Below are 14,316 nucleotides of genomic sequence, written 5' to 3' on the forward strand. Positions count from 1 at the left end.
AAAGTTATTGAGGTTCAAGTTTGGCTCCTTCTAGGAAAGGGGCCAGATTTTTTTGTTAGTTGCTGAGCTGCTTTTGCCTCAGCTTTAATCCGGTAAACCCTATAGGAGAGCATGCTAATGGATTGGCGTAGCCGTGCTGCTTGTCTTGAGAAAGACCCTGAACTCTTTTTCCCCGTAGGAAACACCGGGCCCGCCCTTCTTCAGATTGAAGAAGCTAAGAATGTCTGCCGCAGCTGCACTGTGATGGATACCTGCCTGCAGTGGGCTATCGAAACAGGCCAGGATTCTGGTGTGTGGGGCGGTATGAGTGAAGATGAGCGTCGCGCTATGAAGCGACGTGCTGCCCGAGCCCGCAGGGCCTCATAGTAGCAACTTCATGTAAGTGTTCTTTAGGAGGGGCGAACCGGTGTACCGGTTCGCCCCTCCTTTTTTATGCGGCTTTCCTTTAGTTACACGATGGCAGCTTCAATTGTCACCAGTGTTCCGCCTTCAGGAGCAAGACTCCAGTGAATAGTACCGTTGAGCTCGCTGGCTACCAGGGTTTTAACAATTTGAGTCCCTAGACCGGTTCCGCTGCCAGTTCCCTCTAGCTCTCTAATTTTTTCGGCGCTGATTCCGGGGCCGCTATCTTGAACCGTCACGATAATGCTGTGCTCTTGCCCTTCTGAGTAGCGATGCTGGCAACCGAGGGTTACGGTACCGGTTTCTCCAGCTAAGCCGTGTTCTACCGCGTTAGCCACAACCTCATTAATAACGAGGGCAAGAGGGGTGGCGATTTGGCTGGGTAGCTTCCCGAAGGATCCCTCGATCCGGGTGGCAACGTGCTGCCCTGGCGAGGCAAGCTCGGCAGCAAGCCTAAACTGTCGGCTAATGAGGTCATCGAAGTCTACGTCCTGAGTTAGCCCCTGGGAGAGGGCATCGTGCACCAGCGCGATAGTGGAGACACGGCGCATCGCCTGTTCCAGGCCTTCCTTCGCTTCGGGGGTAGTCATGCGTCTCGATTGCAGGCGAAGCAGGGCTGAGACTGTTTGGAGATTATTTTTAACCCGGTGGTGGATTTCGCGGATAGTAGCGTCTTTCGACATCATTTCTTGCTCTCGGCGACGCAGCTCGGTGACGTCGCGGCAGAGCAGCAGGGCCCCGTAGCGTTCTTCACCCAGACGTGAAAAATGGCGCAGGGGGATGGCACGGAAGGTGACGTTTTTGCGGTTGGCTTTGATTTCTGCGCGCCAGGGCATGCGCCCGGTAAGGACCAGGGGTAGGGTTTCGTCCGCCTTCTCACCGGCAGGTAGCAGGGCCCGGGTGATATCGAGTAGGCTCGCACCGAGCATGTCACCTGCGTAGTTGAGACGCTTGTAGATAGACAGAGCATTAGGTGAAGCGTAGGTGACCCGTCCATCCGTATCAAGCATGACCAAGCCGTCGCTCACACGGGGGTTGCCGTGGGCCGTTCCAACAGGGGCGGAGAACTCGGGCCAGGCACCGCGCGAGACCATCTGTAGAAGATGGTGGGAGACGTCGCGGTAGACCCTCTCCGCTTTCTGGCGCTTTCGGGTACCCAGGCTCTCGCGGTGGACCGACAAGAGGGCTACGGGTCTGTCATTGCGTATTAGCGGAATGAACTCGGTGTCAAGGACGATATCGGTGAGGTTGTGCTCGTCATTGAGGGTCTTGGGGGTTTGGCTGTTCCAGCTTGCAACCGCCCGCTCGCAGAGGGCTGGGTCGAGCTCTTTGCCGACCCAGTCGGTGTGAAAAACCGTGTGGGTGGTGGAGGGGCGAATCTGGGCGAGGTTGATGAACCCAGCGGACGCCGGCAGCGGCTGGGACAGGGAGAAGTAGCCCTCGATGGTGTCGGCTTGGGGCGCCCAGAGCATGAGGTCGCAGTAGCCGGTATCTGCAATGATTTGCCACTCGTTAGTGAGCAGGTGGAGCCACTCGATATCGCCCGGCCCGTAAGCGCCGGTGCGCATGAGGATTTCAGTGAGTGACAAGGGGGCCTCCTGGTGGTCTGGGCGGGGTGGGTTAGGAGCGGGGGCGGCGGGTAAATCGCACCCAGGGCTTCTTCTTTTCTACCATGCTCGGGCTCGGAGGGGGCGCTAGTGATGGGGCAGGTTTTCCGATCCCTAGGGTATTTCGGCTGGTGTCGGCGAGCGCCTGTAGCTGGCGGGCCAGTTCTGTTTGTGGGGCTACTTCAAGAATTGTTGTTCCTGCTAGGCGGGCTTTATCAGCGCTTGGGCTGTCTTCTGGTAGCTGGGCTGCTATTGGCAGGCTGGGCCCGAATCGCTCCCAGGAGTGTTCGAGGGCGGCCTGGGCAGATGGGCCTAGGGCCTCGGTGCGGACGCGGTTGAAGACAATGCTGATTCTTTGATCAAGGGCTGGCCCAAGTACCTGGCTAAGGGTGTCGTAGGCTTTGATAAGACGCGGTACGCCTACAAGGTCTGCTAGGCCAAGAGCTATCAGGTGGTCAGCTCGCGCCAGGCTGGTCAGGGTTGCGTCGTTTCGTTGGGGAGTCAAACCGTCAAAGCTTAGGGCTGGGTCTTCTTCAAGGCAGAAAGAGGTATCGATAACTACCAGGTCGTATGTTGAAACCAGTGTATCGAGTACGAGGTCGAGAGCGTTTGAGCGTACCTCTACCCAGCGATCTGGTCGGTTGATGCCGGTGATGATGTCGAAGTATTGGGAGCGGTGCGAGACGGTGTGGGTAAGTTCTTTGAGCTGTTGCTGGGTTACGCCTCCACGGTCTGCGTGGTGGCAGAGTTGGGCGAGGCTTGAGTAGTCATCGGTAAGGCCTAGAGCAGCTCCCACGGACGCCCCGTAGGTATCTGCGTCCACCAAGCAAACCGAGTACCCTGTTTCTGCGTAGGCTGCTGCCAGGTTGATGGCCAGGGTGGTGCGTCCCGGTGAACCGTAGGGGCCCCACACCGCTACTATCTTCCCTTCCGCAGGTGAGGGGGCAGGAGCGTCCTGCTTTTCGTCACCCCTTATGGGGTGACTTTGAGCCGGGGCGGAGAGGGCAGGCTCCTCGTGCTGGGCCTGGTTGGCCTGCTCACCGGTCTGCTCTGAATTCAGCAGGGTATCGACGGCCTTTTCGATCTCGCTAACGATCTCTGCGGTATCGGCTAGAGAATCAATCGGGTGGATGCCTTCTATAGGTGGCTGGGTTCCCTGGTCATTGACAAGACACACTGCCACCTCAAGGTGGTGCAGGGATTTAACCATGGAAAGGGTGAGTTCTTCTCCCCCGGTCACGATCAGCACAGCGCGGGCAAGGCCGCTTTGGGCAAGTCCCAGCATTTCACCGATATCGTGCACGTGCCTGACCACGCTCACCTGGCCACGTTGAGACTCAATGGCTGAAACGAAACGTCCGCCCTCATCACCAACAATAACGATAGGAACCTGCATTAGTTCCCTCCCGGTGCGTAGGCCGACGGAACCAGGCTGATGACCGCTCCCTTGCTGGTGGCACCGAGGACTGTGGGCAGGACGTCCTGGTTTACCCACAATTCAACAGCCGAACGGCCGGTTCCTCCAATCACAGATTCTTGGGCCGTTACAGAATGCACCTCGGCTGATTCTGCGATGACCACGGGATCACCGTACGAGTTGGCCCCCTCTGTTTTGTAGGCAACCCAAATATCTACCCGATTGCCAGGAGCATATTCGGCTACCGCGTACTGATCAAGTAGCAGGGGAACGAGCCTGCGCCCGTCGCTTACCTCGGTGGACAGCGACCGGGGTGAGAGAAGCTCCCCCGCAGCTAGCGGACGGGTAGCTACCGACCCGTCAGCGATTACTTGCTCCGCCGAAAGGTAGAGACCTGCTGATTCACCTAGCTTGACCTGGGCAGTTGTCACGTTATCGGTGGTAATTTTTTCGCCGATACCGATATCTTTACTGGCAACATAGTAGGGCTGAGTCTGGTTGGTAGCTCGGATAAGGCCGACGACGCCCAGAACCGAGAGAAGAATAATTAGGACGCCCGCCAGCAGCTTAGGGTCGCGGAACCCCGGCTTTCTGAAACGGGGAGCAAGATTTTCTTGAGCCATCATGACACCTCTTTGAGTCAGGAAGTTTTCCTCGTTGACAGCAGTTTCCCTAATCAGAACATCAATTTCAAAGATTGCACGTATTTTTGACCAAGGTTACGCAAAATCAAGCAAGTTATCCACAGGCCTTGCTTCTTCTATCAAGGTAGTTCAAAATGCACTAAACTAAAGCAAAGGATCCCCCACCTACTCCCCCGTTTCAGAAGGAACCAGATATGGTTGAACAGCGCTTTCTCACCCTGACCGACGTCGGTGAAATTCTCAATATATCCCCCAGCCAAACTCGCGCCCTGGTGCGCTCAGGGGAGCTGAAGGCCATCCAGATTGGCGGCAGAAACCAGTGGCGGGTTGAAAAGAGCATGCTCGAAGCATATATCAGCGAGCGCTATGCGATGACCGAAGAAGCCATTCGGGCCGAGCAGGCCGAACGAGCCGATATCTCCTAAAACAGACTGTTTATCCCGCTACCCTGATAGCGGCAATTGAGGTGAAGAGGACGCTGCGTGGAGCTCCCCGAGTTCCGCGGGCGTCCTCTTTGTGTGCCTGCTGCCCCACGATTTCACAGTAGTCAGCACCAACTGCCCACACTTTACCTGCACTGGTGAGACCGGTTCCTCCTGCATGATAAATATGGATGTCACGTTGGGCAGCGCTGAGGGCCCGTAGGGCAGACCCCAGCGTGAGTTTGCGAGACACTTCATGAGCTTCGCCCACGGCCTGGTGGTTTCCACCTTCCCAGTAAAGAAGGTGCGCAAGCGGAAGAATGAGGCCGCCGGCGTCCGTTTCTAGCTGAAGCCACCCCAGCCCCAAAGTCTCCAGTCTCCCCCGCCAAATATCTCCAGTAGACCCGTGAATAGTCAGCAGCTGCCCAAGCTGGGCTGCCAAACGGTCGGCCACGGTGACGCGAGAAAGCTCTATCTGGCGGAGCTCGCGAGCATCTGCCTCGTAATCTCGGTGTTTTTGTGCTTCCATCTGGATTTCGTAATCGCGGAAGAGCAAATCTAGGTGTGCCATGCACTGAGGATACCCCGCCAAGGAAAATTTATTGAAAAATTTGCTACAAGCCTCTTGAATCCATCTCAAAGGGAAGTAATATGATGCATAAATCATCAAACTACATCAAATGACATGATTTGAGGTGAAAGAAGTGGCATCGCGATTTTTTGCCCTATGTACAGCCAATCTAATTCCCCTCCTAGCACTGGGCGGAGCTGGCGCCTCAGGCATGCTACTTCACTCACTTCTGAGCGAAGGGAATCAAGACCTAGGAATCACTTCTCGTAGCCCGGGCACCTGGATGAGCCTGCTAGTCTGCGCTATCGCTGGCCTGCTTTGTCTCTGCATCGCCCTCTGGTGGCTAGCTGGTTTAGTCTTCTACTACAGCGCCCTAGCTCGCGCCCGACGTTCTCCCCTGCACATACAACTTCCGGTATGGGCCCCGGGACTCCTCAAAACACTTGCGGGAGCTTCTTTAGGTCTGGGAGCTTTGGCTCCCGCCCAGGCCTATGCCCTACCCTCTGAGCAAGCTATCTCGGTAACAGCTAGAGTTCACAACAGCGAGACAAACTCACCCCTATTCCCTCAGGCTTCTCAAATTAACCACGACGTCGAGGCATTATCAGCTGACTCCACCCTAGCCTCTGCTACTTCGCCCCTCTTTTCCCCAGAACAAACCCAGGAACGAGCAACAGTGAAGGTTCTTCCCGTTACGACAAAGAGCTACCAGCCCATTTCACCCCTCTTCGGGGGTGGCACCCGCGTGCAGCCGGACTTTTCAGAAGACGTAGCAGCTACTACCTATACCGTAGCCCCGGGTGACTCGCTATGGAGTATCGCAGAAGACCACCTGGCCCCCGATGCTTCAGGCGCTGAAGTGCTAGCACTCGTGCACACTATCTGGCAACTCAACCAAAAGACCATTCCCACCCTAGATACCCTGATTTTCCCAGGTCAGACGATTACCCTACCCCACTAGGTTTTGCAAAGGAGCACACCGTGAAAACCGCTTTCCCAGAACGTGATGACCGTAAATACATCATCGTCGAAGCTACCGAATACGCCGAAAAATATGCCCCCTACTTTGAAAAGGGTCAGCCAGCAGAACCCGCCGTCTGCCTCTCCTTTATCGATCAAGAAGAGCAGGCCCTTGAGCAACTGGGGGTTCGCATTGGTACCGCTGCCATCGAAGTTTTCATGGGGCGCAGGCCTCAGCATCATCTAGCTCCCTGGATGACAGCCGGCTGCTACCGCACCCTAGAAAAGCAGCTTGAACAGGCAAAAGCCGCCATTCGCTACCGACAGTGTCATTACCCCCAGGCCCCTTACCCCAGCAAGCCGCCTGCTGTAATCCGCCCGCGACGTATCATCGTCCAGAAAGTTGCTGAGACTGCCTATGAAATGAGTTTGCTGGTGACCGACGACGTCCGCACCCGGGCCGTAGCTCTACGGGCAGAACGCAAACGGGGCAACTGGAAAATTGCCACCCTCGCCATCGCATAACTCCCAGATAGCTAGCAACTCCCACCTTCTCTTATGCCAGCCCCATCAAAAAAGGCGGGTGCCCCTCGAGCTAGAAGGCTCAAGGGCACCCGCCTGTACCGCAACTACAGCAGTTCGGTTTTTAGTCTAGGTAGTCACGCAGAACCTGAGAACGGCTGGGGTGACGGAGCTTAGACATAGTCTTTGATTCAATCTGGCGGATACGCTCGCGGGTAACGCCGTAGACCTTGCCGATTTCGTCAAGGGTCTTGGGCTGGCCGTCGGTCATACCAAAGCGCATAGCAACAACACCTGCTTCGCGCTCAGAGAGGGTATCAAGCACCGAGTGCAGCTGCTCCTGGAGCAGGGTGAATGAGACAGCATCGGCAGGTACTACTGCTTCGGAGTCCTCAATCAGGTCGCCAAACTCAGAGTCGCCGTCCTCGCCCAGAGGGGTGTGCAGGGAGATCGGCTCACGGCCGTACTTCTGAACCTCGATGACCTTTTCGGGGGTCATATCGAGTTCCTTAGCGAGCTCTTCAGGGGTGGGTTCGCGGCCCAGATCCTGCAGCATCTGACGCTGGACGCGGGCCAGCTTGTTGATAACTTCAACCATGTGCACGGGGATGCGGATGGTGCGGGCCTGGTCAGCCATTGCACGGGTGATAGCCTGACGGATCCACCAGGTTGCGTAGGTTGAGAACTTGAAGCCCTTTGAGTAGTCGAACTTCTCAACGGCTCGAATCAGGCCCAGGTTACCTTCCTGAATCAGGTCGAGGAAGAGCATACCGCGGCCGGTGTAGCGCTTGGCCAGGGAGACCACCAGACGCAGGTTGGCTTCCAGCAGGTGGTTCTTGGCGCGACGGCCATCGTGAATTACCCAGCGCAGTTCCTTCTTGAGCTGCGGGTCCATATCGGGGTTCTCTTTGAGCTTGTGCTCGGCGTAGAGGCCGGCCTCAATACGCATAGCCAGGTCGACTTCCTGCTCAGCATTCAGCAGGGCAACCTTGCCGATCTGCTTGAGGTAGTCCTTGACGGGGTCTGCGGTAGCACCGGGGGTAACAACGCGGACGGCAGGGGCATCGTCTTCATCGTTGTTGGTCAGGACGAAGCCAGAACCCTTAGCTGCTACAGCTTCAGCTTCTTTCTTCTCTTCCTTGGTGACAGAGTCTGCCTCGTCTTCGTCATCGTCTTCATCGACATCTTCGATGTCGTCGGTATCGAGGTCTTCGTCGTCCAGATCGATATCGTCGTCGGCGAAATCGTCGTCCTCGTCCTTAGCCTTGCGGCTCTTCTTGGGGGCAGCCTTCTTAGCTGCGGTCTTCTTGGGGGCTCGCTGAGGTGCGGCGCTTTCTTCGTCGTCTGCTTCTACGGCGTCTGCTGCCTCGTCAGCCTTTTTTGCTTTGGCGCGAGTTGAGGTTTTTTTAGCGGTGGCTTTGGTTGCAGCGGTTTCGCTGGCTGCTTTCTTGCGTGCGGCTGGTGACACAGAAAACCTTTCTGAGCTAGTTGACCGTAGCGAGTGTGATGCGGTGTTCGCGGTCAAAACACCTAAGACCCTGTCAAGTGATCGATTCGCACAATACAGTTTCCAGGGTATCTATCGGTGGGTATAACGCCCGAGTAGGGGCTTCTATTCCCGATAGGAAGCTGTATTTTTGAAAGACACTTTGAGCGGGGTCAATAGTCAAGTATGACATGTTTTAGGTTTTCTAGCGAAGAAGGCACGGCCGCTTATCTGCGGTTCTTGGTCACGTAGGTCTCTGGGGCTCCGCCGGGTAGAGTAAGCCAGGTAGGGAAAGCACTGACGCTCAAAAGGTAATGCAGGGGTAGAGAGCCCCCATCGCGGTAGGTGCTGTCGATAGCCTCCAGCAGGTGGAAAGCTTCCGTAGAGTTGCCCCGCATCCAGCTTACCCACGCCTGTGCAGCAAGGAGGGAAGCTTCGGCTTTCCCCCTAGCGGAGCTTTCCAGCACGGCTGCCAAATGCCACAAGGCTTCCAGGCGCTTCCAGTCTGGCGGGGTGGGATCTACACCAAAGAGAGTTTCAGCCATTTTCTTCAGACTGTCTTCGGTGCTATCTATCTGATCGTGCGCACCCTGTTCAGGCTGGCTGAGACGATCGAGCTGGTACCGGTGCAGGGTTGACGGCAGGGGCAGAACCCTATCCCCCGTAGTTTGCCTGTTCAGCCCCAGTTCTTGGCTGCCCTGTTCTAGAGCTCTCAGAGCTGCTAACGAGTCTTTGAGGGTACGGCAGGCCTGAAGAATCACGAGCTGGAGGGTGGCAAAGCTATCGAAAGAAGCGATCAGAAAACCAGCTGCATCGGGAATCACCTCAGCTCGTATAGCATCGGCTAAGGTCCCAGCGTAGAGCCCCTTGCTACCCCGCGGCCCATCAAGCAGGGACGCAACGGCACCTATAGCCTGCTCCCACAGCTCTAGTTCAGCAGCAATTTGGCAGGCTTCTTGAGGGTTTTGCTCTTGTTTCTCTTCCAGGTAGAAAGCGCTATAGGCTTCTGTATTGACCTGCCACCGTTCTTGTTCCTCTGGGTCCTCAGTTCCCAGGGCTGTGCGATTCTTAAGTTCCTGGGCTTCATGTAAATCACTGGCAACAAGCGACCCGTGGGCTACCAGTTCGCTATACAGCGGGCTGGTCAAGACCTCGTCTAGAAAACCAGCAGGAGCCAGCTGCCCTTCAGCCGGATTCACAGCCCAGTAGGCCTGCTGCCCCACCGCAAGTACATCGAGTACATTCAGCCCATGAAGGGTTGCGTGGGCTGGTGTGAGCTCCGCATAGCATTGGGCTGCTTCTAGGAAGGTTTTTTCTACTGGAACATCCACTTCTCCGGATGCTGCGCCATCGGCGAAGAGCAGCAAGAATACACTGGTGATGGGGTCCCCGGTAGGGCTATGGGTGGGGAAGGCCTCGAAGATATAGGTCAGGAAGTCATCCGGCGCTACCTCAGAAACATCGGGCATATCAACACGCAGCAGGGGCCCTATTCCCCCATCGCTCAGAGCCAGGAGCATGATGGACTTTTCAGGCCAGTAGCCTAAAAGATGCAGGGCAAGGGCGAGGACGTCGCGCTCCGAGCTGAGGTAGGTAACGATAGGTTCTTCTGGGGTGTGGTGATTCTCTGTCATACCTATCAGGCTGATAGAGAAGAGTACCTAAGACGAGCCCAAGCAGGCCTGTGGATATTCCCCACCCGCTGGGCGTCCGACGTCCGCCCCTGTCAAAGCAAATAATCAAGCCCTCACGGGGCGCACGCTTCCCATAAATCGGTGAACCCGTGACGCATCTATGACGCCCCTAAAGCGGGTTTCCACAGGCAGTTTCACCGCGGGGCCAGGCCCGGCCCGGGCCGGTTTAGGAACCGGAGGGGCCCAGGCCGCGGGGGCCGTCGCCGTCCGCATCCCGAGTGTTATGGTCGAGCTGAGCCAAGAAGGCCTCTACCTCATCACCGATTTCATCCCGGCTAGGTACCCGACCAGCGGCACGCTCAGAGAGGGGGAGGCTACCGAACCCCTGGGCGGCGTTCGCGTCGTAGGACTCTTCGAGGCGCTGAATCATCATCTGAATTTCAGGGCTAGCGCTAGCCTGCTCGTCAATCTGCAGCTGAACATTCTCGGACAGCTCACGCAGGCGATCCGAGGGCAGGCTTAGCTTGGCTGCCAGCGACAGGTGCTCCATAGCGACAAGAGCGGTCTGGGGCAGCTCCGACTCCGACAGGTACTGCGGCACGTTCACTGCGAAACCGGCCGTTCCAATGCCGGCCTCGGTCAGGCGCACCTCCAGCAGGCTCGATACCGACCCAGGCACCAAAGCCTCGGGCTGGAAGGAGGAAATGCCGACCGTCAGGTCCTTACGGGACCCGTGCGCCGTTACAGGGATAGGGCGGGTATGCGGCACCGGCATGGGGAAACCGGTCACAGACAGGGCCACCGACACTTCAAGACGCTGGGCAATATCCACCACATCAGCTGTAAACCGCTGCCACAGCAAATCGGGCTCAGCACCGGTCAGCAACAAGAAAGGCTTACCCAGACGGTCTTCTACCGCGTACAGCTTGAGTTCGGGAAGTACCGGGTTAGTGTAGTGGTCTTTTTTGAAGGTAATGCGGGGCTTGCGTGACCGGTAGTCGTGCAGGCGGTCAGCATCAAACTCGATGACCGGCACATTATCAAGTTCATGCAGAAGCACTTCACCCAGGTGCCCCGCGGTGCCACCGGCGTCCTGGGGGTGCGAGAGAGCAATGACGAGGGGCAGACCTCTCAATCGGTCGTTTTCAAACGCCCCGGCGTGAGCTATATACAGCCGATCTTCGTGCGTCATCTTCCTAGCCCCCTTCTTTCTTCCCGTCTTCTGTGAGTCTCTATAGTACTCCAGGGTGTAGCCACTGTGTAGCCTAATGTCGCAGGTATAACGCTTGGAATATGCAGAACTATTCCTTCCAGGGCCGTAATTCTCACCCTGGCCCCTCTGCCTGTTCGCTCTGCGGTGATTTAGCCGTAAGGGGCGTTGCGCAGATTACATTCACGGGGCTTTTAGGCCTAGGCTTATAGACGATACTGCAGTTGCCCTAGAGCGCGGCTGCCCCTCTTATATCTACTGCGAAGGGAGATTTCTGTGAGCGATTCTCACGATCTGTCATTCTCTGTAACCGCCCCCGACCTTGAAGCCCTTGAGGCCGATGTGCTGGTGCTCGGTGTGTATTCCGGCAAGGAAGGCCCCTCACTGGCCGCTAACCCCCTCGATGCCGAAACCGCCGAGGGCCTTGAGGCTATTTTGGAAGATTTGGGCGTCAGCGGCGGGCAGGACGAGCTCGTTCGGCTTCCCGGCTTCGACGAGGCGGGCGCCGACGTCGTTGCCCTCATCGGCCTAGGCTCTCAGAAGGAGGATGCCGCTGCCCACCGTGTTGCCCTGCGCTACGCAGCGGGCTCAGCCGTCCGCCAGCTTGCCGGTGTTGAAACTGTTGCTCTGGCCCTGGGCGCAGAGTCTGTAGAAGATGTTGCTGCCCTGGCTGAGGGCGCCGCCTACGGCGCTTTTGCCGATACCCAGCTGCGGGCCAAGACCGCCGATTCGGTCAAGGCTCCTGTCGCCGAGGTTCTCATTGTCACCGATGTAGCCCCCGCTGAGGCAGAAGGTGCCCTGACTCGGGCTCTCATTCTGGGTGAGGCCGTTGACCACACCCGTCGCCTGGTCAATACTCCCCCGTCGCACCTCTACCCCGAGACTTTTGCAGAGCGCGCTCTTGCCCGCCTAGAAGGCCTTGAAAAGATTGAAACCAAGGTCTGGGACTACGATGAACTGGTCGCTGAAGGCTTCGGCGGCATCGCTGGCGTTGGGCAGGGCTCAGAACGCAAGCCCCGCCTGGTAGAGGTCAAGTACACCCCTGATAATGCCGAGAAGACCGTCGCTATCGTGGGTAAGGGCATCACCTTTGATACCGGCGGCATTTCTCTGAAGCCTGCTGGCTCCATGACCACCATGAAGTCCGATATGGCTGGTGCGGCGACCGTCCTTAACGTTGTGGCAGCAGCCTCCGAACTCAACCTGCCGGTTGCCGTACACGGCTACCTCTGCCTGGCTGAGAACATGCCTGGCGGCAACTCCATCCGCCCCGAAGATGTGCTGACCATGCGCAGCGGTCACACCGTTGAAGTCATGAATACCGACGCCGAAGGCCGCCTGGTCATGGCAGACGGCCTGGCCCTGGCATCCGAGGACGAGCCCGACGTCCTTCTCGACATCGCAACCCTGACCGGTGCCCAGCTCATCGCCCTGGGCGTGCGCACCGCAGCGGTCATGGGTGACGATACCGTCCGCCAACAGGTTGTTGAAGCAGCTACCGAAGCCGGCGAAGACTACTGGCCCATGCCCATGCCCGAGCACCTGCGCAAGAGCCTCAAGTCCCCCGTCGCCGACCTGCAGAACATCGGCTCCCGCTACGGTGGCATGCTGGTAGCAGGCCAGTTCCTCGAAGAATTCGTGGGCGAAAAGGACGGCGCAAAGATTCCCTGGGCCCACCTGGACTTCGCAGGCCCCTCCTTCAACGAGGAAGGCCCCTACGGCTACACCCCCAAGGAGGGAACCGGCCACTCCATCGCCACCCTGATTAAGTTCATCGAGGCCTACGCCTAAACCTTACTTTCCAGGGAACTTTTACATTTGCACCCCGTTGCCCGCGTTCTAGCAGGTAACGGGGTGTAATCATGCCCACCCGAGCAATAAAACACCTGCCAATAGTGGCAGGCGGACGCGTTCAAGGGATAAGCTAGAAAACGACAGTACATAAGGGGGCTTAGGCCTCCGCGACCCATGCAAGGGAGCGTCAACGTGGCCGATTCGGCAACAACAGAATTCGATATCCTCATCCTCGGTGGCGGTAGCGCCGGTTACTCCGCAGCTCTGCGCGCGGTACAGCTGGGCTTCACCGTAGGTCTGATCGAAAAGAGCAACCTGGGCGGCACCTGCCTGCACACCGGTTGCATCCCCACCAAGGCTTACCTGCACGCTGCAGAACTCGCATCCGAGGCTCAGCACGCTTCAAAGTACGGTGTAAACACCACCCTCGAGTCCATCGACATGGCTAAGGTTCGTGACTACAAGGACGGCATCGTCGCCGGCAAGTTCAAGGGCCTGACCGGCCTTCTCAAGATGAAGAAGGTCACCGTCATCGAGGGCGAAGGCAAGCTCACCGGCAAGGACACCATCACCGTCGCTGGCACCGAGTACAAGGGCAAGCACATCATCCTGGCATCCGGTTCTGTCTCCAAGACTTTCGGCATCGAGATTCGTGACCGCGTGCTCACCTCCACCGAAGCCTTGCAGATGGACTACCTACCCAAGAGCGCTATCGTTCTGGGCGGCGGCGTCATCGGCTCCGAGTTCGCCTCCATGTGGAACTCCATGGGCGTAGAGGTCACCATCATCGAGGGCCTGCCCCACCTGGTCCCCAACGAAGACCCCTCTATCATCAAGGTCGTTGAGCGCGAATTCAAGAAGCGCGGCATCAAGTCCTCACTGGGCAAGTTCTTCAAGACCGTTGAACAGGACGCCAACGGCGCCAAGGTCACCCTTGAAGATGGCACCGTCTTCGAGGCAGACATCGTTCTTGTTGCTGTCGGCCGTGGCCCCAACACCGAGGGCTTTGGCTACGACGAGCAGGGCCTGACCATGGACCGCGGCTTCGTTATCACCAACGAGCGCCTGCACACCGGCGTTGGCAACATCTACGCTATCGGCGACATCGTCCCCGGTGTTCAGCTGGCCCACCGCGGCTACCAGCAGGGCCGCTTCGTTGCCGAAGAAATCGCAGGCCTCAACCCCCAGGTTGTTGAAGACATCAACATCCCCAAGGTCACCTTCTGCGAGCCTGAGATCGCCTCCATCGGCTACTCCCAGCCCAAGGCTGAAGAGAAGTTCGGCAAGGAAAACGTTGAGGTTGCAGAGTACAACCTGGCTGGCAACGGCAAGTCCTCCATCCTGGGCACCGGCGGCCTGGTCAAGGTCGTCCGCGAGAAGAACGGCCCCATCATCGGCGTTCACGCTGTTGGTAAGCGCATGGGCGAGCAGATTGGTGAGGCCCAGATGTGGGTTGTCTGGGAAGCCTTCCCCGAGGACGTCGCCCAGTTCATCCACGCCCACCCCACCCAGAACGAATCCCTGGGCGAGGCTGCAATGGCTCTGGCAGGCGCACCCCTGCACGGCTAAGACAAGCCCCTGCGGTAGGCGCTGGCCCTAACCCTAGTTATAGGGCAAGCGCCTACCCCCTACAGATTTTTATCACTC

Annotated in this window: 13 protein-coding genes; 6 read left to right on the forward strand and 7 right to left on the reverse strand. The window is 57.7% G+C overall.

Annotated elements, in window-relative coordinates; all coding sequences use genetic code 11:
• The first annotated feature begins 117 nt into the window (after positions 1-117).
• Positions 118-366, forward strand: coding sequence for a WhiB family transcriptional regulator (locus L6762_RS02405; RefSeq protein WP_135013289.1), 249 nt, complete (start codon positions 118-120; stop codon positions 364-366).
• An 83-nt stretch (positions 367-449) separates the two neighbouring features.
• On the opposite strand, the gene L6762_RS02410 is transcribed toward L6762_RS02405, so the two are convergent.
• Genes L6762_RS02410 through L6762_RS02420 form a run of 3 tightly spaced genes read right to left on the reverse strand, consistent with a single transcriptional unit; the run spans position 450 to position 4,052 of the window.
• On the reverse strand, positions 450-1,991 hold the full coding sequence (locus L6762_RS02410; RefSeq protein ID WP_272878829.1) for a sensor histidine kinase: 1,542 nt from the start codon (positions 1,989-1,991) through the stop codon (positions 450-452).
• 31 nt (positions 1,992-2,022) lie between these two features.
• Positions 2,023-3,405 (reverse strand): AAA family ATPase, encoded by a 1,383-nt coding sequence (locus L6762_RS02415; RefSeq protein ID WP_237185399.1) that lies wholly within the window; start codon positions 3,403-3,405, stop codon positions 2,023-2,025.
• Complete coding sequence (locus L6762_RS02420; RefSeq protein WP_237185400.1) at positions 3,405-4,052, reverse strand: SAF domain-containing protein; 648 nt, start codon at positions 4,050-4,052, stop codon at positions 3,405-3,407. The genes L6762_RS02415 and L6762_RS02420 overlap by 1 nt, the downstream gene beginning before the upstream one ends.
• 212 nt (positions 4,053-4,264) lie before the next feature.
• On the opposite strand from L6762_RS02420, the gene L6762_RS02425 reads away from it, so the two are divergent.
• Positions 4,265-4,495: a helix-turn-helix domain-containing protein gene (locus tag L6762_RS02425; RefSeq protein WP_135011335.1), complete on the forward strand. Its 231-nt coding sequence runs from the start codon at positions 4,265-4,267 to the stop codon at positions 4,493-4,495.
• Between the two features lie 10 nt (positions 4,496-4,505).
• Here L6762_RS02425 and L6762_RS02430 read toward each other — a convergent pair whose 3' ends face one another.
• Positions 4,506-5,063, reverse strand: a complete 558-nt coding sequence (locus tag L6762_RS02430; protein WP_237185401.1) for a hypothetical protein — start codon at positions 5,061-5,063, stop codon at positions 4,506-4,508.
• Positions 5,064-5,274: 211 nt separating this feature from the next.
• On the opposite strand from L6762_RS02430, the gene L6762_RS02435 reads away from it, so the two are divergent.
• Positions 5,275-6,024: a LysM peptidoglycan-binding domain-containing protein gene (locus tag L6762_RS02435; RefSeq protein ID WP_237185402.1), complete on the forward strand. Its 750-nt coding sequence runs from the start codon at positions 5,275-5,277 to the stop codon at positions 6,022-6,024.
• A gap of 20 nt (positions 6,025-6,044) precedes the next feature.
• A complete protein-coding gene (locus L6762_RS02440) occupies positions 6,045-6,548 on the forward strand; it encodes an Rv3235 family protein (protein WP_237185403.1) in 504 nt (167 codons plus the stop codon).
• A gap of 121 nt (positions 6,549-6,669) precedes the next feature.
• Here the strand turns inward: L6762_RS02440 and L6762_RS02445 are convergent, their stop codons facing one another.
• From L6762_RS02445 to L6762_RS02455, 3 genes are all read right to left on the reverse strand, one after another.
• Positions 6,670-8,070 (reverse strand): RNA polymerase sigma factor, encoded by a 1,401-nt coding sequence (locus L6762_RS02445; RefSeq protein WP_272878678.1) that lies wholly within the window; start codon positions 8,068-8,070, stop codon positions 6,670-6,672.
• Between the two features lie 188 nt (positions 8,071-8,258).
• Positions 8,259-9,665 (reverse strand): DUF4192 family protein, encoded by a 1,407-nt coding sequence (locus tag L6762_RS02450; RefSeq protein WP_237185405.1) that lies wholly within the window; start codon positions 9,663-9,665, stop codon positions 8,259-8,261.
• 226 nt (positions 9,666-9,891) lie between these two features.
• The gene (locus tag L6762_RS02455; protein ID WP_237185406.1) at positions 9,892-10,857 is read right to left on the reverse strand and encodes a proteasome assembly chaperone family protein; all 966 of its coding nucleotides are present in this window, start codon (positions 10,855-10,857) and stop codon (positions 9,892-9,894) included.
• 294 nt (positions 10,858-11,151) lie between these two features.
• On the opposite strand from L6762_RS02455, the gene L6762_RS02460 reads away from it, so the two are divergent.
• Both L6762_RS02460 and lpdA read left to right on the forward strand, forming a co-directional pair.
• A complete protein-coding gene (locus tag L6762_RS02460) occupies positions 11,152-12,666 on the forward strand; it encodes a leucyl aminopeptidase (protein ID WP_237185407.1) in 1,515 nt (504 codons plus the stop codon).
• A 177-nt stretch (positions 12,667-12,843) separates the two neighbouring features.
• Complete coding sequence (gene lpdA / locus L6762_RS02465) at positions 12,844-14,238, forward strand: dihydrolipoyl dehydrogenase (RefSeq protein WP_237185408.1); 1,395 nt, start codon at positions 12,844-12,846, stop codon at positions 14,236-14,238.
• Positions 14,239-14,316: the final 78 nt, after the last annotated feature.

It is taken from the genome of Rothia nasimurium (assembly GCF_928381705.1).
Taxonomy (GTDB): domain Bacteria; phylum Actinomycetota; class Actinomycetes; order Actinomycetales; family Micrococcaceae; genus Rothia; species Rothia nasimurium_G.

Excerpts from the sequence above, each read along its gene's own strand:
- lpdA (WP_237185408.1), top strand. The coding sequence starts at position 12,844 with ATGCAAGGGAGCGTCAACGTGGCCGATTCGGCAACAACAGAATTCGAT.
- L6762_RS02455 (WP_237185406.1), bottom strand. The coding sequence starts at position 10,857 with ATGACGCACGAAGATCGGCTGTATATAGCTCACGCCGGGGCGTTTGAA.
- L6762_RS02450 (WP_237185405.1), bottom strand. The coding sequence starts at position 9,665 with ATGACAGAGAATCACCACACCCCAGAAGAACCTATCGTTACCTACCTC.
- L6762_RS02420 (WP_237185400.1), bottom strand. The coding sequence starts at position 4,052 with ATGATGGCTCAAGAAAATCTTGCTCCCCGTTTCAGAAAGCCGGGGTTC.
- L6762_RS02435 (WP_237185402.1), top strand. The coding sequence starts at position 5,275 with ATGCTACTTCACTCACTTCTGAGCGAAGGGAATCAAGACCTAGGAATC.
- L6762_RS02415 (WP_237185399.1), bottom strand. The coding sequence starts at position 3,405 with ATGCAGGTTCCTATCGTTATTGTTGGTGATGAGGGCGGACGTTTCGTT.
- L6762_RS02405 (WP_135013289.1), top strand. The coding sequence starts at position 118 with ATGGATTGGCGTAGCCGTGCTGCTTGTCTTGAGAAAGACCCTGAACTC.
- L6762_RS02430 (WP_237185401.1), bottom strand. The coding sequence starts at position 5,063 with ATGGCACACCTAGATTTGCTCTTCCGCGATTACGAAATCCAGATGGAA.
- L6762_RS02425 (WP_135011335.1), top strand. The coding sequence starts at position 4,265 with ATGGTTGAACAGCGCTTTCTCACCCTGACCGACGTCGGTGAAATTCTC.